Here is a 25,307-nt window from a genome sequence, read left to right as displayed (position 1 = left end):
ATACTCGCGCTAGTGTGCGCGAGTGAACCTTCATGTCGTCATAGGATTCGGGCCCGCGGGGGCGGCCACTGCTCGGCTGCTCGCCGAAAGGGGCCATACGGTACGTGTCATCACCAGGTCGGGCCGGAGCCCGGAACCGGGTATCGAGCACGTCGCGCTGGACGCGACGGACAGCGAGCGACTGACCGAGGCCGTGCGGGGCGCGGCCGCCCTCTACGGCTGCGGCGCACCGCCCTACCACCGCTGGGCGAGTGAATGGCCGCCCCTGGTCTCGTCGCTCTGCGCGACCGCCGAGGCCACCGGGGCGGTCCTGGTCATGCTGGGCAACCTCTACGGGTACGGCCCGGTGGACGGCCCCATGACCGAGGAGCTGCCGCTCGCCGCCACCGGCACCAAGGGACGGGTGCGCGCGGCCGCGTGGGAGCAGGCGCGAGACCTCCATGAGCGGGGCCGTATCAAGGCGGTCGAGATGCGGGCGTCGGACTTCTTCGGGCCCGGGGTGACCGACGGTGGGCACCTGGCCGCGCGGGTCATGCCACGTGTGCTGCGCGGCAAGCCGGTCTCCTCGCTCGGGGACCCGGACACCCCGCACAGCTGGAGCTATATCCCCGACGTGGCCGCCGCCCTGGCCGAGGTGGCGGGCGAGGAGCGGGCCTGGGGGAGGGCCTGGCACGTGCCGACGGCGCCCGCGCTGTCCACCCGGGAGATGGTGGGCCGCCTCGCCACGCAGGCGGAGGCCGGGCCGGTCGCGGTGCGCAGGCTGCCGTCGGCCGTGCTGGCACTCGCGTCGCTGGTCTCCCCGCTGCTCCGCGAGCTGAAGGAGGTCCGGTACCAGTTCGACCGGCCCTTCATCATGGACGCGAGCGCCTACGAAGCCGAGTTCGCGGTGCGCGCCACCCCGGTCGACGAGCAGGTCAAGGCGACGGTGGAGTGGTGGCGCGAGCGACTGGCCACCGCCGGGTGACGGCCGTGAGAGCGAAGGAATCCACAGTGGGCGCAAGCGGAACGCGGCGCGATGACGTCGCGATCGTGGGAATGGCCTGCCGGTTCCCGGGGGCGCGGAACGTCAACCAGTACTGGCGGCTGCTCAACGAACCGAGGGCGCAGTTCGCCACCGTCCCGGACTCGAGATGGCGCACCGCCACCTTCCTCAGCGACAACTTACGCGACACATCCTCGACCTATACGGACACTATGGCGCTGCTGCCGGACGTGGGCCACTTCGACGCGGCGCACTACGGCATCCCGCCACGCCGGGCCAGATCGATGGACCCGCAAGGGCGGCTGCTGATCGACCTGACCCGTGAGGCCATCCAGGACGCCGGATGGGAGGCCGAGGACTTCGACCGCGAGGAGACCTCGGTGATCACGGCGCTCACCGAGAGCGGCTATCGCGAGATCACCACCATGCGCATCCGGATGCGCCAGCTGACCGGCGGTGAGTTCGGGGCGCGGGCCACCGATCCCCAGTGGCCGGAGACGGTCCGCGCGGTGGACGGGCTGCACGGCTCGTCCGTGGCCGGGCTCCTGCTCAACATGGGGCCGAACACCGTCAGTTCGGTCTTCGATCTGCACGGCGAGAGCTATGCGCTGGACTCGGCGTGCTCCGGTGGCCTCATGGCCGTGGCCAACGCCGTGTTCGCACTGCGCGCGGGCCGCTGCCGCATCGCCCTCGCGGGCGGCGCCCAGCTGATCCTCGCCCCCGATCTGCTGGTGGGGCTGTGCCGGATCGGCGCCATCTCGCGCAGCGGCAGATGCCTGCCGTTCGGCGCGGAGGCCGATGGCTTCGTCCTGGGGGAGGGCGCCGGGGTCCTGGCGCTGCGCCCCCTGGCCGACGCGCTGGCCGCGGGCGACCGGGTCTACGCGGTGATACGGGGCGTGGGCACGGCCAACGACGGGACCGTACAGGGCGGAATGCACCCCCAGGCGGCCGGTCAGCTCAGGGCCCTGCGCCGGGCCTACCGCGACGCCGATCTGACCCCGGACGCGGTGGGCTACCTCGAGGCGCACGGCACCGGGACCACCGTCGGCGATCCGGTCGAGGTTGGCGTCCTGGGCGAACTGCGGGGCGAGCGGGGTGCGCCCGCCTTCCTCGGCGCGGTGAAGGCGGTGGTCGGACACGCGCTCAACGCCGCCGGGATGGCCGGGCTCGTCAAGACCGTGCTGGCCGTGCACCGGGGAGTGATACCGCCACAGCCGGAGTTCGACCTCGCCGACCGCTCCGGGCTCGACGCCGCGCGGCTGACCATTCCGACGAAGCCGACCGTATGGCCGGAGTCCGGGCAGCCGCGCCGGGCCGGGGTGAGCGCCTTCGGCTTCGGCGGCACCGGTGTCCATCTGGTGGTCGAGGAGTGCGCCACCGCCCCGGCCCGTCCGGCGCCGGACGAGGGGCCGAGGCTGCTGGTGCTCAGCGCCCGCGACCGGGCCGGGCTGGTCCGTTACGCCCGGGAGCTGGCCGACACCCTCGCCGAGGACCGGCCGCCGCTGGCCGGGGTGGCGGACACCCTGGCCCGACGGGCTCCGCTCGCCGAACGCCTCGCTCTGGTGGCCGAGGACACCGCCGACGCCATCACCAAGCTGACCACCGCCGCCGAGGCCGTGGCGGCCGGCCGCGCCGGGCAGCTCGGGCCGGGGCAGATGGCCGGCACGGTGCCACCCGGTGAGCAGCCGGAGGTCGCCGTGCCCACGCCGGGCTCGCTGCCCGCCGAGGAACGCTCGGCCGCGCTGGCCCGGCTCGCCGAGCGGGCGGTCACCGGCGCGGGGCTCCGCCCCGTGATGGAGCACATACCGCCCTGCACCCTGCCACCGAGCCCGCTCGCCCCGCGCCACCACTGGGCGGTGGACGAGTCGGCGCGCGCCCCCGAGGAGGCCCCGCCCACCCTCGCGGCAGTGGGGGAGGGCCGGACCGGGCCGGTGGACGCGCGGGCCGGGGGAGGGTCCGCCGCGACCATCGTGCTCGAAGAGCTGTCGCGGACCGGTGTCTTCCCGCTCGCCGATCTGGCCGAGCGGATGGAGCTGGTGACCGACCTCGGCTTCGACTCCCTGATGCTCCAGGAGCTCGAGGTCAACATCGGCAAACGGATACCGGGATTCCGCACCGAGGAGATCTTCTCGCCCGACCTCACCGTGGAACGGCTGGTCGGGCTGGTCGATCCGCATCTCACCGGGGAGCCCGTCCTCGGTGAGCCACCGCCCCGGGAGACACGGGGGGACTGGGACGCGGCGACCGCGTGCGCCGATGACTTCCCCGAGGTGCGGCAGTTCGAGGAGCGCCTGAGCACGATCACGGGCAGCGGCGCGGACTTCCCGTACTTCCGCGTCCACCAGGGCACCATCCGCGATACGACCATGATCGACGAACGGCCGTATCTGTCCTTCGGCAGCTACAACTACCTGGGGCTCTCCGGCCATCCGGCGGTCAACGAGGCCGTGCACCAGGCGGTGGACCGGTACGGGACCTCGGTCTCGGCGAGCCGGGTGCTCTCCGGCGAACGGGACCTGACCGTACGGCTGGAGCGAGCGCTGGCCGACTTCCTCGGCACCGCGGACTGCCTGGCGCTGGTGAGCGGCCATGCCACCAACGTCACCGCGATCGGGCACCTCGTCGGGGCGCGGGACCTGGTGGTGCACGACGCGCTCGCCCACGACAGCATCCTCCAGGGCTGCGCGCTGTCCGGGGCGGCACGGCGCCCGTTCGCCCACAACGACATCGGCGCGCTGGAGGACACGCTGCGGCGCAACCGGTCCCGGTTCCGACGAGTGCTGATCGTCGTCGAGGGCGCCTACAGCATGGACGGCGACCTGGTGGACCTGCCCGCCGTGATCGAGCTGAAGCGGCGCTACGGCGCCCTGCTGATGGTCGACGAGGCGCACAGCATCGGCACCGTGGGCCAACGCGGCGGTGGCGTCGGCGAGTTCTTCGGTGTCGACCGGACCGATGTGGACCTGTGGATGGGCACCCTGTCCAAGACGTTCGCCAGCTGCGGGGGCTATCTCGGCGGCTCGGCCCGGATGGTGCGGTGGCTGCGGCACACGCTGCCGGGCTTCGTCTACAGCGTCGGCCTGACCCCGGCCAACGCGGCCGCGGCGCTGGCCGCCACCGAGCTGATCGTCGCCGAGCCCCACCGGGTGCGCGCGCTGCGGCGCAACGCGGAGCTCTTCCTCGGCCTGGCCGGCGCGGCCGGTCTGGCGACGGGCACCAGCGCCCACACCCCGATCGTGCCGTGTCTCCTCGGCGACTCGGCGAGAACCCTGCACATCGCGGACCGGCTGTTCGACCGCGGTGTGATCGCCGATCCGATCTTCCACCCCGCCGTGGAGGAGGGGCTCGCCAGGCTGCGGTTCTTCGTCACCAGCGAGCACCGCGAGGACGACATCCGGCGCACCGTGGCGATCCTGGCCGAGGAGGTGGCGGCCACCGGGGGATGAGTGAGGCACCGTCGGATCAACCTCAGATCAGGGTGCGTTCGATCCGGCTGAGCATGGCGTCCCTCCCGGTCGCCCCGGCGTCCCCTGCCGTGGAGGCGCCATGCCGCTCCGCGGTGCCGCCCACCCGTTGGGAGAGCAGATAGGCGATGATCTCCGCTTCCTGCTCCTGGACGTCGTCGTAGGTCGCGCGCAGGAGCATGTCACGCACGAGGTCGGGGTCGAGGTTGGGGAAGAGGAGGCGGGCGCTCGCCTCGTCCAGCCAACCCGCCCCGCGATGGCAGCAGATGATGTGGCCCAGCTCGTGCAAGATGATGTGCTCCTGATGCGCGCTGGTCGTGTTGGCGTCATAGAAAATGAGGTCCTCGTCGCGGGCGGCGACCCACATGCCGCAGGGGTGCGTCGCCGGCATCGGCATCGGGACCAGCGTGATCGGGCGGCCGCGGACCTCGCCGAGATGGCGGCAGAGCTCGTCCACATCGGCCACCTCCGGCAGGCCGAGGTCGGCGATCCGCCGCGCACCGGCCTTCCGGAGCTTCTTGAGCTGACTGCGGCGGTCGTGATCGGCCGACCGTCCCCTGTTGGCGCCCCTCACCCAGCCGCACCCCTCATTCCGCATCCGAGGCGTCGGTGACCGGCGGAAGACCCTGGAGCTGCCGGTACTGATCCATGATGGTCGTGATGGCCGCGAGGTTCTCCTTCTTCATCCCCGCCGCGCGCATCGCCACGGCGCGGACCCCGGCCTGGCGCAGCGCCTCGATGGCGGCGATCTCGCTGAGCACCGACTCGGCGACCTGGTCGTCGAAGAAGTAGGCCACCGACACGCCGAAGAAGCGTGCCAGGGCGGCCAGCAGGTCCGGTGAGGGATTGGAGCGCTTGCCCGTCCGCAACTGCGACAGATACACACCCCCGACCTTCAATTCGGGGTTGGCCCGCTTGAGCTCCTCCGCCACCTCGGCGTTGGTCCAGTGCTTGCCCTTGGGACGAACCGTCTTGAAGAGGTTGTCCAGACGCACTGCCAGCATGGGCCGGTCGTCAGTCTCGGACATGCGAATCTCCCTCCCTCACCTCCTCGGCTTTGCCCCCGGCTAATCGTCAGTTTCGCAGATTAGCGGTCAGTTGACAATCGGGCGCAACTCCGCCACCGTGGACCTCGCCGATAGCTGATAGCTAACTCCGCTCACGGGGGTGGCCGAGTTGGTTACCAGCTCCATCGGCCTGGTCCGGCCCGGCCTTCCGGGGCCGGGTCCGGGCCGGACCGAGTGGGGCCACCCACTCGGCTCGGAAGAAGGAAACGGGGGCACACGGGGGAATCACGGGGGAAGTCCCGCTCGGCCTGACGGGGGCAGACCGGGCGGGATCCTCTCTCAGTCCTCAGCGCCCTCAGCGCGAGCGCGCCTACGGTCCCTCAGCGCGCTGCGCGGCCGTTCAGCGCGCCTTGCCGAGCCGCCGGTAGGCGGAGGCCACCTTGGTGAGCCAGACGACCTCGGCGGTGAAGTTGTCCGTGTCGCGGTCCCCGAAGTCGCCGGTGTCCGCGTTGTCGTCGGGAATGGTGCCGGTGCGCTTGGCGTGCAGGGCCCGCCTGATCTGAGCCGCCTCGGCGAACGCCTGCCGGGCCTCCTCGCTCCCCCTGGGGCCCGCCCCGGCGTCGCCGTTCGTGGTGCGGTCGATGTAGGGGCGCAACTCCCGCCATCCGTCCCGTATTTCGATCACCCTCCGGTGCAGCCGGTAGTTGAGGTCGGAGACCGCGGCCCCGGGCGGCTCCAGGACGATGTCCGGCGAGGACTCGTACAGATCCCGCCACAGCGGATACAGGGCCCGGTAGGACCGGTAGCCGCGCGCCCACTCCAGCAGCTTGGTGGCCGACGACCCCCAGGAGGAGATCGTCAGGGCGAGCGAGAGGGTGAGGATGCCCAGCGCGCTGAAGACGGAGGCGGCCAGGGTCCAGGCGCCGATGTCGAGCCCGCACGCGGCCGTGACGACGTTGACCACCCGGGCCAGGCAGTACAGGAAGAGGATCACCGCGGCGACGGAGAGCAGCCGCAGGGCCTGCCGCAGCGAGGTCTTGCTCGTCATACGGGCGTAGGGACCGCACTGGCGCAGGATCGTGACGCACGGAACCGCCTGGGAGACCATGAAGACCAGGAGGTAGGTGAGGACCAGCGGCTGGCCGCTGCCGGTGTTGAAGTCCTCGGCCGGTCGGCCCGGGCCGTCGGCGATGAAGAAGAGCGCCGTAAGAAGCGCGTTGAGGGCGATTCCGGTGATCAGCCAGTAGCGGGCCTTGCGCCCCGACTCCTCGGCGCCGGTCGCCCAGCGCAGCAGGATGATCTGGGCGCTGACGCAGAAGGCGACCGCCGACAGGTGCATCACCAGGATCGCGAGGTTGCCGACGCCCAGGAAGCGCTCGCTCCCCATGGCGACGGCACCCATCGTGAAGGTGAGGCACTGCAGCAGCAGGGTGACTAACAGCGTGCGGTAGGCGCTGTCCCGCCAGCCGCGTCTGACCTGGAACAGCCGGTAGACGAGCGCCGCGTACGACGACAGCGCCGCGATGACGAAGCAGAGAGTCTTGATGGTGTTCACGGCCCTTTCCCCCACAGGTGCCGCGCACGCGGCGAACGGTTCAGTCGGTGTTCTCGCCCAAGGGAACCACGAGTCCGATCCCTTCGGCCGCGACGGCGACGGCATAGTCGAAGAACGCGGCCTCGTCCCGGACGCTGTCATGGGTGCGGCTGAAGACCTGGAACACCAGGAGCCCGATCAGACTGCTCCACAGCACGATGCCGCGCTCGATGACGTCCGAGAACGGGGCCTCGGGCGTGCCGCCGAAGAGGTGCACCGCCTCCGGCAGCAGCAGCGGCGGCCCCGGCACCTGCCGCCGGGGCGCGGTGAGTTCACCGGCCTCCAACGCCGACCGCACGATGCCGGCCAGCACCGCGGGGGTGCGCGAGGCGGGCGGGACGGTCTCCTGCGGGGCGTGGTAGTCCGGCACGGGCGAGCCGTAGACCAGCGTGAACTCGCCGGGGTTGGCGAAGGACCACCGGCGCAGCGCCCGCGTGACCGCGAGCATTCGCGCGCCCGCCGACGCGCCCGCGTCCCGGGCGTCCCGGTCGGCCTCCTCCATCGCGGCGCCGGAGCCGTTGTAGGCGTCGATGAGCAGCGCGGTCAGCAGATCGTCCCGGTGCGGGAAGACGGCTTCCACCTCGCTGACGGAAAGACCGCTCTCCTGGGCGACGGCGGCCGGGGACAGCCCTCCGGCGCCCAGTTTCACCAGCAGTTGGCGCGCGGTGGTCGTGATGGCCGCCCGAGCCCCGGAGTTGTCATCGGCGGAACGTGTCCCGGAAACATCCATGGGCCAAACCGTACCGGTGCCACGGCACTTCGCGCCCCGCGGACCCTGACTTGAACCCTGACCCCGGAGGGGTCTTCGCGGTTATGGTGAGCGGGATGTGAGGCGGTTGCACGGGCTCGGCGGGGGACGCGCGCCGACGCCGCGAGGGAGGGGCTGCTGTGGACGGCGGGGTGGGGCTGCGGATCGCGTCGGCAGTGGTCGTGCCGGTGATCAAACGACTGCTGCTGCCGCCCGCGAGCGCGCCCGGCGCGGAGTACGGCGAACGGCCCGTGCCGATCCGCCGGCTCGTCTCCTTCGCCAAGGAGCACCGCACCCTCACCGAGGACGATCTGCACAAGCTCGCCCGCGAGCTGGTCCGCCGCGCCGTGCGGGCCGCCGGGCCGCACGATCCGCCGATCGGCGCCGATGAGCACGACTCCGTGGGGCAGGCGCTGACCCGCACCCTGCACGCGCTCGGCGATCTCGACATGGACGATGTGCACGCCTTCGCGCTCGGCCCGGAGCGGCTGGCCGCCGAGCTGTCCCGGCGCGCGGGCCCCGACACCCGCAGGCTCCTCAGCGACGACGCCGCCCGCTTCCACGACCGGCTCCTGGAGACGGCCTGCGTCCACCTCATGCGCTTCTTCAGCCAGCGGCCCGGGTTCGCGGCCCGAGCCCAGATCGAGCAGAGCCGCGAGATCCGGGAGCAGAGCGAGAAATTGGACGCCATCCTGCGGCGGCTGCCCGACATCAGCCGCCAGGACGAACAGTTCGAGGAGGAGTACGCGCGCTACGTCGTCGAGTGTCACGGCCGGCTCACCATCTACGGCGTGGACCTGCGCGAACCGGACGGCCAGGACTGGCCGCTGGAGACCGCGTATCTGAGCCTCCAGGCCAGGCCGTACCGGGATGGCACCGACCGGGTGCCGGTGGTGAACGGCGAGCCCGGCGCCGACCGGGACACCGAGACCGACCGGGCGCCGGGCCCGGCCGAGGCGGTCTTCGCCACCCAAGAGCGCGTACTGCTGCGCGGGGTCGCCGGCACCGGCAAGACCACCCTCGTCCAGTGGCTGGCCCTCTCCACGGCGCAGCAGGAGCGGGTGCCGGGCGGGCTGTCCCAGCTGTTCGGGCGGGTCCCCTTCGTGCTGCCGCTGCGCACCCTGGCGCGCAAGGACTCCGAGCTGCCGATGCCCGACGACTTCCTGCGCTGGATCGGCTGCCCGCTGGTGGGCACCGAGCCCGACGGCTGGGCCGCGCGGGTGCTGCGGCACGGGCGCGGAGTGCTCCTGATCGACGGGGCCGATGAGATCCCGAAGGACGACCGCACCCGGGTGCGGGCCTGGCTGAAGAAGCTGCTCGCCGTCTTCCCCGGCAATCTGTGGCTGCTCACCTCCCGCCCCGCCGCCCTCGAGCGGGGCTGGCTGGCCCGCGAGGGCTTCCAGGAGTTCGCGCTCGCCGCGATGCGGCCCGCCGACATGAAGCAGTTCATCCGGCGCTGGCACACGGCGGCCGGGGCCTCGCAGGAGCTCGGCGACTCGCTCACCCAGTCGCTGCGCAGCAGCCCCGAGCTGAGCCGCCTGGCGACCAATCCGCTGATGTGCGGCCTGATCTGCGCCCTGCACCGGGAGCGGCGCGGCTTTCTGCCCCAGGGCCGCGCCTCCCTGTACGAGGCGGCCCTGTCCATGCTCCTGGAGCGGCGCGATCTGGAGCGCGAGGTCTACGGGCGCAGCCGTAAGCCCGTCCTGGACCAGAAGTCGGCCACGGAGCCGCTCCAGAGGCTCGCGTACTGGCTGATCCGCAACGAGCGGACCCAGCTGGACCGCCCGGACGCGGTGAACGTGGTGCGGCGGCTGCAGCCCTCCGTGCCCCGCCTCGCCGAAGTCGGAACGGCGGAGGAGACCCTGCAGCACCTGCTGGAGCGCTCCGGTCTGCTGCGCGAACCCGCCCCGGGCGCGGTCAACTTCATCCACCGCACCTTCCAGGACTTCCTGGGCGCCAGGGCCGTGCTGGAAGAGCGCGATATGGGCATGCTGGTGAACAACGCACACCTGGACCAGTGGGAGGACGTGGTGCAGATGGCCGTCGCACAGGCTCGACACCAAGAGCGTGCCGACCTGCTGACCCGGCTGCGCGAGCGGGGCGACCGGGAGCAGGACGCGACGATCCAGGCGCGGTTACGGCTCCTCGCGCTCGCCTCCCTCGAACAGGCCACCCGCCTGGAGCCCACGGTCCGCGAGGCCATCGAGGACCGGGCCGCGCGGCTGCTTCCGCCGCGCAGTCTCCGGGAGGCCAGGTCACTGGCGCAGACCGGCCCGCTGCTGCTGGGCCTGCTGCCCGACGCCAAGGACCTGGAGGGCGACGAGGAACTGGCCACGGTCCACGCGATCTGCCAGATCGGCGGGGACGCCGCCATCCCCAGGCTCCGGGAGTTCCTGGGCACCGGCCAGCCCGCGGTGCGCGCTCAACTGCTCGCCCACTGGGACCGGTTCGAGACCAAGGTGTACGCGGAGGAGATCGTACGGCCGCTCCTCGACACCGCGCCCGAGGAGATCGTCACGGTGCGCTCGCACGCCGAGCTGGAGGCCCTGCGCACCATGTCCGGCTATCAACGCGTCGGCCTGCACGGTGACTTCGCCCCCGAGGCGATCCGCGCCGCGCTCGACCCGCGGCAGCTGCGCGAGCTGCGGCTGCGCAACACCCTCCAGCTGGAGGACCTCGATCTGCTCTCCGCCTACCCCGAGCTGGAGACCCTCGCCCTCCAGGGCTGCCGGAACGTGAAGGACCCCGCGCCGCTGGCCCGGCTGCCCCGGCTGCGGCGGCTGGAGCTGCGGGACCTGCCCCAGTTCGAGCCGCTGCTGAAGCTGGCCGACTGTCCCCGTCTCGAAGGGCTCCTCATCGGGCCGGAGGTGCCCTGGCGCGGCCTGTCCGACCTGCCCCGCCCCGCCGAGCTGCGGCTGCTCTCACTGCCGTCGTCGGCGGCGCAGCTCGCGGGGATCGTGGAGTGCCGGGAGCTGGAGGAGCTGCGACTCCAGGACGCCAGCGAGCGGCTGACGCCGGACGAATGGGGCTCCCTCATCGCCGAGTTGCCCCAGCTGCGCAAGCTGACGCTCTCCCCGCAGCAGCTGAGCATGCTGCTGTTCGCGCCCCGCACCGAGATACCCCAGGTCACCCATCTGGATGTGTGGGCCAGGGCCGGTGTCGCGGTTCCGCTGCGGCGGATCGCCCGACGGCTTCCGGGACTTGAGGAGATCCATCTGTCGCAGGTGGCGGAGCTCGACCTTGCCTCCCTGGCCGGGCTGCGGCGGCTGCGCCGGGTGCGGCTGGTCTACCCGGGCGAGATCCGCGGCGCGGACTCGCTCCCCGAAAGCGTCGACCTCGACATTTATCCGCACCCCTGACCGGCACTATCTCCGACGGTGCATCGTTCACCTGGTGGGATGTTTACCCAAGGGGTAAATTCAGGATTGTAGGCGTAGTGGGTACGGATGTCAGCGGCTGATGTCTCGGGGGAGCGGTGCCGCCCGTCTCCGAGGTCAGGGCTGCCGGGCAGCAGAGGACGACTGAGGCGGGTCGCAACGGGATGGGCGTATCGGAAGGGTCACCGCTCTATGGCCGGGACCCGGTGCTGCGCTCGCTCGTTCCCCGGCTGACCGGCCTGGCCTACGACGAGCGGTCCCGGACCGGCCGGGAGCACCAGGGAGATCTGCCCGTGGTGCTGCTGACGGGGTACCACGGCATGGGGCGCAGCGCCGTCCTCGAGGAGCTGGCGGCGCGCTATCGGGACCGGCTGCCGCTGGCCCACGTCCGGGCCGTGGCCACCGAATCCGCCCCCTTCCCGCCCGCCCCGGCCGACGGCGGCGCCCCCACCGCCGCCACCCTGGTGGAGATCCTCGCGGAGCTGGTGTGCGGGCTCGCCCCCGCGCTGCGCCGTCGCTTCCCCGTCCTGCTGCCCGGCCTGTTCGCCGTCTCCGGCTGGTACCACGGCAACGGCGAGCAGCGGGACGCCGCGTGTCTGTGGTTCGCCCGGCTGCTGCTCGCCTGCCGCCTCACCAGCGGCGACGAGAACGCGCTGAGACACGCCTGGGCCACCGCCGTCGAGGGCCGTCTGGAGACCATCGACGCGGAGGCCGACGCGGAGTGGGGCCGGGACGCGGTCACCGCCGCCGTGGTGGCCGAGTACACCGAACGGCACCAGCCGGCCGCGGCACAGGAGTGGTACCGGGGGCGCTTTCCGCGGGGCGCGGACGGCCAGGATCCGCTGGTGCTGCTGGGGGAGTGGTTCCAGCGGGGCGGCGACTACCGGCACGCGGCCGAGCAGAGCCTGATGGCCGCCTTCCTCCACGATGTCGCCTCCTCCTACGGCAGGCTCCAGCGGTGGAACCGCGAACCGTGGCCGCTCATCCTGCTCGACGACGCCCACTGCCCGCCCGGCCAGGACTTCCTCGACCTGCTCCTCGAACACCGCGCCCTGCCCGAGCGCCCCGACCACGAGGAACTCGTCGTCGTGGCCACCCGCCTCGGCGGTTTACCAGAGGAAGCGTCCGACGCGGTCCGCCGCGACCTGCCCGACCTGGTGAAGTCCTCCGGCTGGCAGCGCAGAGGCCTGGCCCCGTCCGCCGGGCTGCTCGCCGTCCCGCTCACCCCGCTGAGCCGGGACGACATCCTGCCCCTCCTGGTGCCCGGCTGGCCCGCCCGGCCGCTCCACCCCTATCTGGCCTCCGCCGTGCACTCCCTGACCGGCGGGCACCCCGCGGTGACCACCGTGCTGTGCGCCGCGGTCCTGGACGCCACCAAGCGGGGCCGCCCCGTGGACCCGCGGGACCTCCTCGAACTGAACGCGAAGGACGGCCGCCCGGTCACCGAGGCGCTCCTGGAGCAACTGCTCCCGGACCGGCGCCAGCGCGACCGGCTGACCCTGCTCTCGCTCGCCCGCGACAGCACCGCGGCCGAGGCGCTGGCCGAGCATCTGCGGCTGCAGGGCCCGGACCAGCTGCCCGCCAACTCCGCCACCGACTACCTCGAAGAGCAGCAGTGGCAGCAACTCACCCCGCCCGACCAGCCGTTGGTCACCGACGCGCTGCTGCGCACCCTGCTGGTGCACGAGGCGCGCCGCACCTCCTCGCGGGCCGAGGACGGCCGCAGCTGGCAGGACATCCACCGCTTCCTGCGGATGCACCACGCCCAGCGCGGTGAGAGCGGCGAGGCCGACGCCCTGCGGCACACCCTCGCGGCCGGGAACGCGGAGACGGTGGTGGCCATGCTGACGGAGGAGTTCCAGTCGGAGAAGGACGCCAACGCCGCCGCCCACTGGCTGCTGTGCCTCCAGTACGCCGCCACCGCGCCCACCCCACCGGCCGAGGAGTGGACCGACGAACGGATGCAGATCGCCCTCGGCGCGCACGACGGCCGGTACGCCGAACTGCACGAGATCGAGCGCTGCGTCAACCGGCTGCTGCACGCTCTGTGGCATGTCTCCGAGCCGCACGCCGAGCCGGACCCCGATATGTGCAAGGCGGTCGGCGAGGAGCTGGCCTATCTCTCACCGCGCCATCCGTCCTGGCACGCCGTCCTGGGCCAGGCGGCCCGCAACTGGCCCGCGGCGGCACGGAAGAAGCGCCCCTTCCCTATCTCCGGTCAGTGAGGAAGCATGCTGCTCCGTCTGTTCCGCCGTCATCCTCGCGAGTGGGGGCCGCTCGAATGGCTGGCCGTCGTCGGAATCGGCGCCCTGATAGCCGCCGCGATCACCGTCGCCGTCAATGTGGCGCAGGGCCCCGGCAGGTGCGGTGACGACCTGCGGGACATCGACGGGGACTGCGTGGGCGTCACCGAGGAGGCCTTCGAGGCGGACCCGGGCATCGAGAGCCTCATCGGTGCGGTGGCGGACGAGAACGCCCGGGTGAAGCGGGACTGGCAGGACCCGCCGAGCGGGCCCAGGATCCCGTATGTGCGGATCGCGCTGATGATGCCCTTCACCGCGGACGACCACAGCGCCATGACGGCGGACATGATCCGCCGTGGCATCGCGGGTGCCCTGGCCGCCCAGCGGCAGGCCAACCGCTTCGGCGGACCGCACTACCAGCTGCTGCTCGCCCCCGACGGCCGCAACCTCGACCAATGGGAGCCCGTCGTCGACCGTCTCGCCGAGCTGACCAAGGACACCCGGGCGCCACTGGTCGGCGTGACCGGCATCCCCAGCAGTACCCCGGAGACCCGTAAGGCGATCGCCGCGCTCAGCAAGCACAGCATCCCCACCGTCGGCCCGGTCATCACCGCGGCCAACATGAACTCCCCGTACTTCTTCAAGACGTCGCCCAACAACGACCAGTTCGCCCGCGCCCTCAAGCTCTACCTGGACAGAAAGCCGGCCCGGCACAGAGGCTTCCTGGTCTGGGACAACCGCAGCGAGGACGTCTACTCCCAGAACCTGCGCAGCGTCTTCGAACGGCACTTCGGCGACGCGTACGACCTGACCAACCACAACTCGAACTTCACCGGCACCTCCGGAACCGACAAGGGCATCCCCCAGCGGTTCACCGACGCCGTCCAGAAGATCTGCAACGAGAAGTCCGACACCGTCTTCTTCGCGGGCCGCGACCAGGACCTCCCCGCCTTCATGGAGCGCATGGCGCAGGAGGGCAGCTGCGGGCGCACCACGACGCTGCGCATCCTGAAGGTCGGCATCGGCCTGGAGCCCACGCTCACCGGGGACGCGCCCGCCCGCTGGCTGGACGAGGCACGCGCCACGATCGTCGACGCCTCCGCCGTCGACCCCGCCTGGTGGGCGGGGAAGTCCAAGCCCAAGAAGGCGCTCGGCCGCTTCCTGGACCGCTTCGAGGAGATCCAAAAGCAGCACAAGCTGGGGGACAAGCCGCTCGACGACGGCTACGCCGTGATGTACCACGACGCCTTCACGCTGCTCGCGGGCGCCGTGGACCGCACCTTCGCCGAGATCAACGAGGGCGGCAAGAAGGCGCCGGAGGCGTTGAGCATCCCGACGAAGGACGATGTGTACAACACCCTCATCATCCCGAGCATCGCCGGTGACGGGTGCAGCTCCTGCCTGGTCGGCGCCGGAGGGACCTACGGGTTCGAGGGGCCGGGCAAGAACGACCAGTGGGCCGTGTGCAAACCCGTGCCCGTGGTCGAGTTCCCGTCGAGCGTCCGCTCCGGCGATCCGGGCGCGCCCGGCCTCTACCGCACCTACCGGAACGGCACCAAGAACGCCTGCCCCTCCTGACGTGCCCTGACGTTCGCTGACGACCTGACGCCAACCGCGGACCGCGCGCGGTGGTTCAGCCGGACTTGCGCGCCACCCCGCCGTAGTAGCCGACCTCCCCGGGCCCGGTCGGCGGCGGGGCGTCCGGGCGCCAGAACGGGACCTCGGCCAGACCGGGCTCGACCAGGGTGAAGCCGTCGAAGAACCGCTCGATCCGGTCGCGGGACCGCAGGCTCAAGGTGGCGGTGGCCTCGTCGTAGACGGCCGAGGCCGCGCTGCGGTCGGCGAAGTCGTCCGTGGCGTGGGAGAGCACCAGGAAGCTCCCGGCCGGCAGCGCGTCGCGCAGGGTGGCGACGACCCGCTCGGGCCGCTCCGCGTCGGTGAGGAAGTGGACGATGGCCACGAGGAGCACCGCGACCGGCCGGTCGAAGTCGATGACCTGGTGGACCTCGGGGTGGTCCAGGACGGCCCGCGGGTCGCGCAGATCGGCGAGCGCGATGCTGGTCGCGGCCGAGCCGCGCAGAAGCACATTGGCGTAGGTGTTGACGATCGGGTCGTTGTCGACGTACGCGACGCGCACATCCGGCGCCAACTCGCGGGCGATCTCGTGCACATTGGGGGAGCTGGGCAGCCCGGTGCCGATGTCGAGGATCTGCCGGATGCCGCTGTCGACCACATGGCGCACGGCGCGCCGCAGGAAGTCGCGGTTGGCCCGTACGCCGCTCCACACCTCGGGTGCCGCGGCGGCGAGCCGGTCACCGGCCTCGCGGTCCACCTCGTAGTTGTTCTTGCCGCCCAGGAGGTAGTCGTAGATCCGGGCAGGATGCGGCCTGCAGGTATCGATCTCCTCGGCGCGGAAGCCGTTCTCCGTCAACGCAGTGTTCCTCTCGACGACCGTCACGGCCCCCGCCCGCGTTCGACTGGCGAACAGCTTCCCACACCAACCCCGGTGCCGGACGCCGGAGTTCTCCACGCCCGGCCTCCCGTTGTCAGGCGGCAGATCAGGCCTCGGCCGCCGCTGTCGGCTCCGCCTTCGCTTCCGCCGCTGCCGCAGCCGCGGCGGCAGCGCGGGCCTGGCCCTTGCGGCGCGACCGCTTGCCGTAAAGGGCCGTCCAGGTGCCGAGGGAGCCCAGCACGGCGTAGATCAGGACCGGGCTCAGCACCACCATGGTGTCGGTTCTGAGGGTGTACGACAGCACGACCCGGACCGCGGACTCGATGCAGTAGGCCACGCCCCAGACGGTCGTCATCGTCATCATGGCCTTGCGGAAGCCATCGACGTGCCACAGGCCGTTCCACCAGGCGGTGCTCGCCTCGGTGCCGTCGGTGGCGAATTTGCGCCCCAAGTAGAACATCAGGGGGCGCGGCGCCAGCAGCGTCGCCAGACACAGCACCCCGAACAGCCCCGTGACGCACGAGTCCTTGATCAGCAGCGCGCGGGCCGAGTGCGCGCCGACGGTCGACACTACGGCCGTGATCACGATGAACACCAGGGTGACGATGGCGAGTTCATCGAGGCGGCGACGCCAGGCGAGGTGGACGGCGCCGTCGACCACCGGCCAGGCGCTGCTGATCAGCAGCGCGGCGAATTCGCTGAAGCCGTGGTCGCGCAGTGCCTTGTACGTGATGATCGGTGCGACGACATTGAGGCTGAGCGTGACGGCCCAGCCGAGAATGGCGGCCCTCTTGGACCGGGCGGGCGCCTTGGGCCGCTCGCCGGTCTGTGGCGCCTGCGTATCCGATTCCGATGCGCTCGAGGCGCCTTGACTGGTCGAGTCCTGAGTGAGCACGGTTCCCCTGTAAGTGTGCCTGGTGGTGCTGTGCGTGGTCGTGCGAGAAAAGAGAAACCTAAAGCAGTCATGTCGTAAGAGGACAGTGCCGGGACGCCAAATGTCGCCAAAATCTCGACGGAAGGCCGTTTCAAGTCGGGTGTAGCGGTCAAGTGGTCGCTCGGAACGGCATTCCGTCGCCCTCTCGGGTGTTTTGAGAAGTCACAGTCCATTGCGCTGAGTGGCCCTGAGAAAAGCTTTTTGTGAACACCGTCCGGTTAACGGGAGTTTCTGGTGTGTACGGTACGCCGGAAAATCCGGCCGCGCCCCCTGATAGCGGGTCATTGCGGGAGCGGCCCGACGAGCTCGGCGGTCGCGTCCCACAGCCGGCCGGCCATGGCCGGGTCGAGGCCGGCCTTGCCCGGCCGGCGGACGGTCGGGGAGCCCCGGAAACCGCCCGGACCGTCCGGCCCGATGTAGGAGTTGCCGGGGACGTCCTGGGTGGCGGCGTAGAGCAGCGACAGCGCTCCGCGCTCCGGGGCGTTGGTGAGGAAGGTGAGCCGGTTGATGACGTTCGACCGGGAGTGGGACGCCAGCGTGGTGCGGGCGATCCCCGGGCTGGCGAGCACCGAGCGGACCGGGCTTCCGGAGGCGGTCAGCCGGCGCTGGAGCTCCAGCGAGAACAGGACGACGGCGAGCTTCGACGCCTGGTAGGCCTGCATCCCGTTGTGCTTGCGCGTCCGCCAGTCGAGGTCGGCCAGGTCGATCCGGCCCTGCTTGTGCAGCTCGCTGGTGACGTGCACCACGCGGTCGGTGATGTGCTCGAGCAGCAGGGTGGTCAGCAGGAAGGGACCGGTGTGGTTGGTGGTGGTCTGCAGATCGAGGCCGTCGGCGGTGCGCGCGGCGGGGATGTCCATCACACCGGCGTTGTTGATCAGGATGTCGAGGTCGCCGGACCAGGAGTCGGCGAAGGCGCGCACCGAGGTCAGATCCGATACGTCGAGCGGCCGGATGTCGAAGGTGCCGGGCAGGTCGGCGACGGCCCGGCGGGCCTTGTCGGGGTCGCGCACCCCCAGCACGACGCGGGCACCGGCACGGGCGAGCTCACGTGCCGTGATCAGGCCGAGGCCACGGCCGGCGCCGGTGATCACCACCGTACGGCCGGTCATCTCCGGGAGGTCGTTCGCCGTCCAACTGGTCGTCGTGCAACTGGTCATGGGTCCTGGCTCCGTGGTTCGCGGTTCGGGGCGACCGGTGATCGCAACGACAGTGAACTCGCGGCACGGCAGGCGCCGGAAGGACATGCGGAACCACTGAATGGCAGGTCGTGGCTGAGCCGCGCCGAATGGTCAACGATGGGGCCATGGACCATACGTTTGACCGCTCGTCCCTGGGCGCCTTCCTGCGTACCCGGCGTGCGGCGCTGCAGCCGGAGGACGTCGGACTGCTCCGTGGGCAACGCCGGCGCGCCCCGGGCCTGCGCCGCGAGGAGGTGGCGGAGCTGTGCACCATGTCCGCCGACTACTTCGCCCGGCTGGAACGCGGCGACGGGCCGCAACCTTCGGAGCAGATGATCGCGGCCATCGCCCGCGGCCTGCGGTTGACCCCGGATGAACGCGATCATCTCTTCCTGCTCGCCGGCTATCGCACCGCCCGCCGTGACCTGCGGCTTCAGCATGTGAGCCCCGGGTTGATGCGGGTCATGGACGGCTTGGCCGGCACCACTGCCCAGGTCATGGGCCCGTTGGGCGAGACATTGCTGCAGACGCCGTCCGCGGTGGCACTGCTCGGTGACCAGACCCAGTACACCGGCAACGCCCGCAGCGCGACCTACCGATGGTTCACCGATCCGGCCGCCCGTGAGCGGTACCACCCCGAGGAGCACGACCACAACAGCCGGACCAACGCCGCGCTGTTGCGCGCGGCCGCCAGCCGCGACGGGCCCGGCTCCCCCGCGGCCGAGCTGGTGGACATCCTGCTGAGCACCAGCGACGAGTTCGCCCAGCTGTGGCAGCGCCACGAGGTGGGCCTGCGGTGGAGCGAAACCAAACGATTCGTCCATCCCCAGGTGGGGCGGCTGGACCTCTACTGCCAACTCCTGCTCGAGCCGGACCAGGGCCAGTCGCTTCTCATCTTCACCGCCACGCCGGGTACGGAAAGCCACGAGAAGCTCGACCTGCTCACCGTGCTGGGCACCGACCAATTCACCGCCCACACCGAGTGAGGCCGCCCGCGGGGCCGGCCACCGGCAGCTCTAGCTGAAGATCGCGATGGCCTCGATGGTCAGCTCACCGGTCCCCGGGTTCCAGTCCCGCACCTTGCCCAGGCAGCGCGCCGGGAACGTGCCCTCATGGCTGTCGTCGTTGCGCAGCCCGTCCGTGGCGCAGACCACGCGCACCTGGGGCCCCTCGGCCGGGTCCTCCGGGTCGCCGTACGGGGCGAGGAAGACGGTGCGCGAGGAGGTCTGGCCGGCCTTGCGGAACCGGCCCCTGATGGAGACGAAGTCCTCGATGTCGCGCAGCCGGACGCTCTCCGCGGTCCCCGGGCCCGGGCGGTCGATCGTGTCCAGGGCTCGTTCCAGGGCGTGGTTCCGGGTGATGGTGCCGGTCCTGAGGTCGCCGTGGACGATGGCGTCGGTCCGTTCGAGGGTGTCCACGATGAGGCCGATCGCCGTGATGGGCTTGGCGCTCTCGATGTACATGCTGATTTCCTCGCGGCTGACGTTCCGGCCGCCGCTGACGCCCACGCCGAAGAGCCGGGCCCGCAGCGAGCCGTCCGCGGTGCGGGTGATCCGGTGCTGGACCTCCCGCTCCAGCGCCTTCTCGTAACGGCCCATCTCGTAGAGGTTCATGATGGCCCGGTCGTGGAGGTAGAGACAGATGCCCTCCGTGGGCTTCTCCGGGCTCGATCTGAGCCGTTTGCGGTACCGGTGCACCCGGACCGCCAGCCAGGCCACGACGGCGATCAGGCTCACCGCGGTCACCAGCCACACGAGCATCCAGGGCCACCAGACGCTCCACCACATTCCGCTGTCAACAGCCACGGATCTCCTTGAAGGCCTCGGGAAGGGAGCGGGCGCCCGCGTCCACCATGCGCCCGCCCGTCGTACGCGCCGCCCGGGTCAGCTCCGCGGTGTCCGCCTCGCCGAACCGCAGCGGGAAGGTGGGGACGCCGCGGACCGTCTCCGCCCGTGCCGCGTACCGGCGCTCGAACTCCTGGCGGGTGATGCCGGAGGTGTTCTCCCCATCCGTCATGAGGACGATGGAGATGGGCTGTCCGGGGTGGTCGCGGGCGATGCCGGACGCCTTTCCGTAGGCATGGTCCAGCGCGGACCAGATGGCGGTGGAGTTGTCGAAGTCGTCCGCCGCGACGAAGGACTTCACGGAGTCCAGGTCCCGCCGCCCGTCGACGGTGATATCGCGCTCGGCGAGCACACGGCCCCCGAAGCGCATCACGGTGACCCGCTCACCCTGGTAGAACCGCACGAACTTCCCCGTGGCGGAGGTGTCGGCACCGCTGAGTCCGGCGAACGCCGCGCGCAGCGAGGCCACTCGCGCGCCCCGCATCGAGGTGGAGAAGTCGAGGAGGAAGATCACGTGGCGGGCGGTGGGCAGCCGGGGATCGCCGTAGTCCTCGACCAGTTGGTCCACCACCGCCCGCTGGTCCGGGAAGTACAGCGCGTTGCCGATATCCGCCCGCAGCCTCGGGTCCCTGCGCACGTCCGCGCCGAGCGGCCGGCGCAGTGTGCGCTCCATGATCTTCTTCTGTGTCGAGGCGCTCTTGAGCCAGTTCACCACCTTGTCGTACGCCTCGTGCTTGGCCGGGTCGAGGAGGAGCAGCGGATAGTCGGACAGCACCATGCCGTCCTTCGGATAGATGATCTCCAGCTTCTCGTGGAGCTTGCCGCCGGCGTTGAGCGAGAGCAGCTCCGATTCGTAGGTGATCAGGGCGTCCAGCCGGTCCTGGTGGGCGATGTACTGCTCGCGCAGGTCGGCGCTGCTGTCCGCGGTGAGCTTCTGGCCGGTGCGGAAGCCGCGCAGCCGGTCGCAGGAGATGTCCTCGGCGCGGAGCGCGCTGCCGGTCCCGGCCGCGGCGGTGGCGACGCCGACGAGCGCGGAGAGGCCGCTGTTGGTGCGTTTGGGGTCGGCCATGCCGAAGCGCACCGAGCCCGCGGCGGCGGCGTCGGCGATGTCCGCCCAGGACACCTGTCCGCCCTTCGCCCTCGCCCGCAGGGCCCTCGCCGTCTCCGGCTTCACGCCGACGACCACGGGGGAGAGCATGGTCGTGGTGGAGAGCGGTTTCGCGGTGCTCCTGGACTCCTTGAGCCTGAGCTGGAAGTACCGGTCGGAGGAGAGCCAGGCCAGGTCGTGGTGGTACGCACCCGGCCTCAGCCCGTCCCCGGCGTCCACGGTGGCCTTGTACTCCATGTCCAGGTCCACCCCCGTGTCCCGGCGCAGGTCGTCCAGCAGCGGCTCCATGTCCCGCAGCTCCGAACTCGCCAGCACATGCAGGGTGGTGGACTCCTCGTCACCGGAACCACAGGCGGTGGCCGTGCCGAGCAGGGCCAGACAGAGCGCGAGGACCACCCGGCGGCGAGGAGCCCGGCGGCGAGGACCCCGGCGGTGCGGACGCCGCCTCATGAGGCCGTCTCCGGGGTCTGGTTCGGCGGCGGGCAGTCGCCGACGGACGTGATCATCCGTTCCAGCAGCGGCAGGCTCGGCAGTGTCGCCTTGGTGTCGTCGGCCGCCGAGGCGGGCGCCGGAATGCCCTGGTCCTCCAGGAACCGGTACAGCTCGGTGCTGGTCGCCTTGCCGCTGGAGTCCAGGACCCGGAAGCCCAACTCCATCGCCCGGCGCTGGAGTTGCTCATCACTGGCGAGCAGTTCCCCGAGCCGGTCGCCCTTGGGGGTGAGCGCGATGTACTCGGGCTCGGTCAGGAACTGGGTCGAGGGATAGAGCAGCACCCGCTGCGAGTCGGGCTTTCCGGTCTGCTGCCGCTGCCGTATCTGATAGGCGAAGTACTGGTGCTCGTACACCACCACGATCGGGGCGAGGCCCTTTCCCTCGGGCACCTCGTACGTCTTGAACATCTGCTCCGAGGGAAGCCCCTGGGACACCAGGGTCGGCTTGATCATCCGGGCCACACGGTCCGCCGCCGCGTTGTCCGTCGGAACGGAGTTCCCGTTCTCGACGAAGGCGACCAGACCCAGATACGTCCCGGCGTGGTTGGCCTCGCAGATGTTCGAGGTCTGGGCCAGGATCCGGTTGCCGTTCGTGGTCCGGTGCTTCTCGATGCCGATATCGCTCCATTTCTTCCCGCCCGCGCTCAGCCCGATGAACCTCTTCATATTGAGGGTGTAGTAGAGCGGGCTCTTCTCGTCCGCGGCCATGCCCTGCCGTGGTCTGGCGAGACCGTTGTCCCGCAGGGTTTCCGCGTATTCGCGGTAGGTGGCGAGGACGATGGGGCTGACGAAGGCCGAGTGCCCCTTGGCGTAGGCGTTCTCGCGCTTGCGGTCATTCTTGATCATGTCCGCCGCGGGCTGGCCGGACGGAAAGGCGAAGTCGTAGCCGTCGAAGCCGGTGGTGGCGATGTCCCGGGAACCCATACGGGTGATGTGCACCCGCATGCCGTGTTTCATCAGGATGCGCTGGACCTTCTCGTCCTCGAAGAACTCCGACTTGGAGGCGATCTTGCCTTCGAGGGTGATGACCCCGTCGAAGGGGAGCAGCAGATGCCCTCCCGCGGTGAGCGCCAGCAGCCCGGCCACGGGGAAGGCGAGCGCGGTCACCAGCGAACGGAGGGCGCGGCCCCGCAGGGGGAGGCGTCGCGAAGGGCCACGGATGCTTAAACGTGGCTCCTCCGCGTTGGATCTTTCGGCGGTCACCGGCTCCTCCTGCCTGGGAAAGGGGAAAGATCCTTTCCTTTGGCCTTGGCGGATGCGTGAATTCCATAGGGATGAGGGCCGAATTCACCGTGGCCGCTCCAGGGAGGTGGTGGCGCGAGGTGGCCGGAGGTGGCGCGAGGGGCGGAGGTGGCGGGCGGTGATGGGCGCCGGGCGGTGACGGGCGCTCGGTTAACGCCGCAGAGCGGCACTTCTCGGCCAGCTTTGGTCCGTACCTGTAAGTGATCTCTTCCGGAGACGAACCTGTGGGCGTCAACGTCCTTGATCCCCCGTCACGGAAGGATCTGCCTCATGTGGTACCGACGGATCAGACGGACCGGAGCGCACGGAGCCGGAGCGCACGGAGTCGGAGCGCGCGGCGCCCGCGCCCTCGCGGCCGGATGCGTCCTCGCCGCCCTCGGGCTGACGGCGGGCCCCGCTCCCGGCGCCCTGGCCGCCCCCACGGAGCGCACCCCAACGGCCGTGGCCTCCCCGGCTCCTGACGCCACGGCCCACACCGTCACCTTGGTCACCGGTGAGCGCGTGACGCTCGGCGCGGACGGGAGCGTCGTCGTGGCGCCGCGGCCGGGAGCCGAGGCGGACTATGTCACCCGCCGCTTGGACAACGATGTCTTCGTCATTCCGCTGACCGCGCTGCCGTATCTGGGGCGCACCCTGGACCCCGCGCTGTTCAATGTCTCCGCCCTCGCCGAGGCCGGGGTGACCACCACCCCGGTACGGGTCGAGGCCAAGGGAGGCGCCACGGCGCCGCGTTCGGGTCCCGCCTTCGGCGCGGCGCTGGCGAAGCAGGCCGGCGCCGAGGCGGCGGAGGGCTCCGTCGGCGACGGCCCGCTGTTCGGCGGCGTCACCTCCGTCGTACCGGCGGTCGCCACGGCCGGTGGGCAGGCCCCCTCGCGCCCGCCCGCGCGGGCGGGCCACACGCGGGCGGACCACCCGGTGAAGGTCACCGTGCTCGGTACGGACGGCAAGCCCCTCCCGGGCACCACCCCGTTCGCCCTGGCCAACGTCGACGACGCCGCCCTCTACCGGGAGCCGTCCCTCCAGGCCGTCGACGGCGAGGCGAAGGCCGAGGTGCCCGCGGGCCGCTACAGCGCCATGGTCTCCGCCCCGGCCTTCGACAGCGCGGGCGAGTCGACCGGCATCCGCATGGCCACCGCCGAGTTCACCGTCCCCGACGTCGCCACCGGGACCGATGTCGTGCTCGACCTGCGCAAGGCCACCGAGCGGGTCACCTTCTCGACCCCGCGGCCGGCCGAGGAACACCAGCTGATCCTCCACTACCTGCGCGATGACACCAAGGGAGAGGTGGCGGTCAACGGCGGCGTCGGCGTGTCCAGCGGCGCGCCCGTCTACGTACAGCCCTCCAACCGCCCCGTCACCACCGGCGATCTGCGCTTCAACGTCTACACCCACCGCAAGGCGCCCGCGGACGCGGCCACGCCCTACTCCTACGACCTCAAGCTGGCCAACCCCGCCGGTGTGATCGCGAAGAACCAGCACTACAAGGTCACCGGGCGCCAACTGACCACCGTGCGGACCAACTACCACAGCGATACGCCGGGCCGTGCCCAAGAGGTCGCACGCCTGATGTATCTGCCGTACGAATCGAGCGGCGAGGCGCTGTCCGAGCCGTTCAAGACACCGGCGCGGCGGATCGAGTACGTGGGCGGCTCACCCGGCGCCTCCTACCAAGGCTGGCTCAAGGCGGGGGAGCGGCGCTTCGTGTCCGAGAAGCAGACCCTCCGGCCCGGCCGGACCACCACGGTCGACTGGCTGCGCGGCCCGCTGGCCCCGGGCTTCACCGAGCCCGCGCCGGGCGCCGCCGCGGACGAGACGTGGTACTGCGCGGCGTGCCGCAAGGGCGACGCCCTCACCTTCTCCCTGAGCACGGTCATGGACTCCGCCGGTCACCACGCCCTCGCGGTCCCGTCCGACATCACCTCCTCGCACTTCGCGGTGGTCTCGGGCAACACGACCCTGTACGAGGGCGACGGCGTCTCCGGTGGCGTCCTGGCCGTGCCGCCGCGCACGGCCCCGTACACGGTGGTGTACGACCAGACCAGGACGAACGGCGAGTTCCACCAGTCGCTGACCACGCACACCGAGTGGACCTTCGCCTCGGGCCACTCGGGCGCCCAGACCGTGCCGGACAACTGGACGTGCGTGTCGGAGGCGGGCGAGTACGACGGGCCCGCCGAGTGCTCGGCGCTGCCGGTCGTCGTCCCGCACTACCGGCTGGACGCCGCGCCGGACGGCACCAGCCCGGCCGGTGACGACCATCTCGTCGTCGGCTTCGGGCACGTACCGGGCGGGGCGGCCGCGCCCGCGCCCGCGGTCACCGAGGCGAGGGTCGAGGTGTCCTTCGACGGCGGCGAGCGGTGGACGGCGGCGGCCGTCACGGCGCTCGGCAAGGGCCGGTTCCGCGCGGACTGGACCACACCGGACGCGGCGGTGGGCCGGGACGCGTCGCTGCGCGTCACCGGGGCCGACGCGGACGGCAACAGCGTGACGCAGACGGTGAAGAGCGCGTTCACGGTGGCCGCGGCCCGCGGTTAGGACGCCTGCGGCGGGCCGTTCCCCTCCCCGCCCCGTCCCAAAACAGGGGGAACCCCCCACCACCCCCCAGGGGGGGGTGAGTGGGGGTCCCGGACGGGGGGTGGGGGC

General features: G+C 71.3%; 17 protein-coding genes. 7 read left to right on the top strand and 10 right to left on the bottom strand.

The annotated features are described in order from the left end of the window. Positions 1-22 precede the first annotated feature (22 nt). Together ACFXB5_RS25275 and ACFXB5_RS25270 are read left to right on the top strand one after the other, a co-directional pair. Positions 23-964, top strand: coding sequence for an NAD-dependent epimerase/dehydratase family protein (locus tag ACFXB5_RS25275; RefSeq protein ID WP_385211744.1), 942 nt, complete (start codon positions 23-25; stop codon positions 962-964). Positions 965-1,035: 71 nt separating this feature from the next. Continuing rightward, positions 1,036-4,428, top strand: a complete 3,393-nt coding sequence (locus ACFXB5_RS25270) for an aminotransferase class I/II-fold pyridoxal phosphate-dependent enzyme (protein ID WP_385211774.1) — start codon at positions 1,036-1,038, stop codon at positions 4,426-4,428. Between the two features lie 22 nt (positions 4,429-4,450). Here ACFXB5_RS25270 and ACFXB5_RS25265 read toward each other — a convergent pair whose 3' ends face one another. From ACFXB5_RS25265 to ACFXB5_RS25250, 4 genes are all read right to left on the bottom strand, one after another. After that, positions 4,451-5,020 (bottom strand): toxin, encoded by a 570-nt coding sequence (locus tag ACFXB5_RS25265; RefSeq protein ID WP_385211743.1) that lies wholly within the window; start codon positions 5,018-5,020, stop codon positions 4,451-4,453. A gap of 13 nt (positions 5,021-5,033) precedes the next feature. Beyond that, on the bottom strand, positions 5,034-5,474 hold the full coding sequence (locus ACFXB5_RS25260; RefSeq protein ID WP_385211741.1) for a helix-turn-helix domain-containing protein: 441 nt from the start codon (positions 5,472-5,474) through the stop codon (positions 5,034-5,036). Between the two features lie 379 nt (positions 5,475-5,853). Next, the gene (locus ACFXB5_RS25255; RefSeq protein WP_385211739.1) at positions 5,854-7,008 is read right to left on the bottom strand and encodes an MAB_1171c family putative transporter; all 1,155 of its coding nucleotides are present in this window, start codon (positions 7,006-7,008) and stop codon (positions 5,854-5,856) included. A gap of 40 nt (positions 7,009-7,048) precedes the next feature. Beyond that, positions 7,049-7,777, bottom strand: a complete 729-nt coding sequence (locus ACFXB5_RS25250; protein WP_385211737.1) for a WHG domain-containing protein — start codon at positions 7,775-7,777, stop codon at positions 7,049-7,051. Positions 7,778-7,935: 158 nt separating this feature from the next. Between ACFXB5_RS25250 and ACFXB5_RS25245 the strand changes: the two genes are divergently transcribed. From ACFXB5_RS25245 to ACFXB5_RS25235, 3 genes are all read left to right on the top strand, one after another. Continuing rightward, positions 7,936-11,154, top strand: a complete 3,219-nt coding sequence (locus tag ACFXB5_RS25245) for an NACHT domain-containing protein (RefSeq protein WP_385211735.1) — start codon at positions 7,936-7,938, stop codon at positions 11,152-11,154. Positions 11,155-11,336: 182 nt separating this feature from the next. Continuing rightward, positions 11,337-13,397 carry an ATP-binding protein gene (locus ACFXB5_RS25240; protein WP_385211734.1) on the top strand — a complete coding sequence of 687 codons (2,061 nt, stop codon included), beginning with the start codon at positions 11,337-11,339 and terminating at the stop codon, positions 13,395-13,397. Between the two features lie 6 nt (positions 13,398-13,403). Beyond that, the gene (locus tag ACFXB5_RS25235) at positions 13,404-14,993 is read left to right on the top strand and encodes an ABC transporter substrate-binding protein (protein WP_385211732.1); all 1,590 of its coding nucleotides are present in this window, start codon (positions 13,404-13,406) and stop codon (positions 14,991-14,993) included. Between the two features lie 55 nt (positions 14,994-15,048). Here the strand turns inward: ACFXB5_RS25235 and ACFXB5_RS25230 are convergent, their stop codons facing one another. From ACFXB5_RS25230 to ACFXB5_RS25220, 3 genes are all read right to left on the bottom strand, one after another. Continuing rightward, the gene (locus ACFXB5_RS25230) at positions 15,049-15,846 is read right to left on the bottom strand and encodes an SAM-dependent methyltransferase (protein ID WP_385211730.1); all 798 of its coding nucleotides are present in this window, start codon (positions 15,844-15,846) and stop codon (positions 15,049-15,051) included. A 127-nt stretch (positions 15,847-15,973) separates the two neighbouring features. Next, entirely contained in the window at positions 15,974-16,762 is a 789-nt protein-coding gene (locus ACFXB5_RS25225) for a VC0807 family protein (protein ID WP_385211728.1), read from the bottom strand. A gap of 320 nt (positions 16,763-17,082) precedes the next feature. Then, positions 17,083-17,958: an SDR family NAD(P)-dependent oxidoreductase gene (locus ACFXB5_RS25220; RefSeq protein ID WP_385211726.1), complete on the bottom strand. Its 876-nt coding sequence runs from the start codon at positions 17,956-17,958 to the stop codon at positions 17,083-17,085. Between the two features lie 146 nt (positions 17,959-18,104). Between ACFXB5_RS25220 and ACFXB5_RS25215 the strand changes: the two genes are divergently transcribed. Next, complete coding sequence (locus tag ACFXB5_RS25215) at positions 18,105-18,965, top strand: helix-turn-helix transcriptional regulator (RefSeq protein ID WP_385211724.1); 861 nt, start codon at positions 18,105-18,107, stop codon at positions 18,963-18,965. A 30-nt stretch (positions 18,966-18,995) separates the two neighbouring features. On the opposite strand, the gene ACFXB5_RS25210 is transcribed toward ACFXB5_RS25215, so the two are convergent. The 3 genes from ACFXB5_RS25210 to ACFXB5_RS25200 are packed head-to-tail and all read right to left on the bottom strand — an operon-like array spanning position 18,996 to position 22,529. After that, the gene (locus tag ACFXB5_RS25210; RefSeq protein WP_385211723.1) at positions 18,996-19,784 is read right to left on the bottom strand and encodes a hypothetical protein; all 789 of its coding nucleotides are present in this window, start codon (positions 19,782-19,784) and stop codon (positions 18,996-18,998) included. Then, entirely contained in the window at positions 19,774-21,381 is a 1,608-nt protein-coding gene (locus ACFXB5_RS25205) for a substrate-binding domain-containing protein (RefSeq protein WP_385211721.1), read from the bottom strand. Before ACFXB5_RS25205 ends, ACFXB5_RS25210 begins: the two co-directional genes overlap by 11 nt. Then, positions 21,378-22,529 (bottom strand): hypothetical protein, encoded by a 1,152-nt coding sequence (locus tag ACFXB5_RS25200; protein WP_385211719.1) that lies wholly within the window; start codon positions 22,527-22,529, stop codon positions 21,378-21,380. Before ACFXB5_RS25200 ends, ACFXB5_RS25205 begins: the two co-directional genes overlap by 4 nt. 405 nt (positions 22,530-22,934) lie before the next feature. Here ACFXB5_RS25200 and ACFXB5_RS25195 point away from each other — a divergent pair, with 405 nt between their 5' ends. Further along, positions 22,935-25,199, top strand: a complete 2,265-nt coding sequence (locus ACFXB5_RS25195; protein ID WP_385211717.1) for a hypothetical protein — start codon at positions 22,935-22,937, stop codon at positions 25,197-25,199. Positions 25,200-25,307: the final 108 nt, after the last annotated feature.

The sequence above is a fragment of the Streptomyces sp. NPDC059455 genome (genome assembly GCF_042750115.1).
Classification (GTDB): Bacteria; Actinomycetota; Actinomycetes; order Streptomycetales; family Streptomycetaceae; genus Streptomyces; species Streptomyces endocoffeicus.
Note: the sequence above shows the minus strand (reverse complement) of the source record. Positions and strands in the feature narration are given on the sequence as shown.

What these genes read in the sequence shown, in the direction of transcription:
- ACFXB5_RS25215 (WP_385211724.1), top strand. Translation starts at nt 18,105, where the DNA reads ATGGACCATACGTTTGACCGCTCGTCCCTGGGCGCCTTCCTGCGTACC.
- ACFXB5_RS25270 (WP_385211774.1), top strand. Translation starts at nt 1,036, where the DNA reads ATGGCCTGCCGGTTCCCGGGGGCGCGGAACGTCAACCAGTACTGGCGG.
- ACFXB5_RS25250 (WP_385211737.1), bottom strand. Translation starts at nt 7,777, where the DNA reads ATGGATGTTTCCGGGACACGTTCCGCCGATGACAACTCCGGGGCTCGG.
- ACFXB5_RS25235 (WP_385211732.1), top strand. Translation starts at nt 13,404, where the DNA reads ATGCTGCTCCGTCTGTTCCGCCGTCATCCTCGCGAGTGGGGGCCGCTC.
- ACFXB5_RS25240 (WP_385211734.1), top strand. Translation starts at nt 11,337, where the DNA reads ATGGGCGTATCGGAAGGGTCACCGCTCTATGGCCGGGACCCGGTGCTG.
- ACFXB5_RS25220 (WP_385211726.1), bottom strand. Translation starts at nt 17,958, where the DNA reads ATGACCAGTTGCACGACGACCAGTTGGACGGCGAACGACCTCCCGGAG.
- ACFXB5_RS25195 (WP_385211717.1), top strand. Translation starts at nt 22,935, where the DNA reads ATGTGGTACCGACGGATCAGACGGACCGGAGCGCACGGAGCCGGAGCG.
- ACFXB5_RS25205 (WP_385211721.1), bottom strand. Translation starts at nt 21,381, where the DNA reads ATGAGGCGGCGTCCGCACCGCCGGGGTCCTCGCCGCCGGGCTCCTCGC.
- ACFXB5_RS25260 (WP_385211741.1), bottom strand. Translation starts at nt 5,474, where the DNA reads ATGTCCGAGACTGACGACCGGCCCATGCTGGCAGTGCGTCTGGACAAC.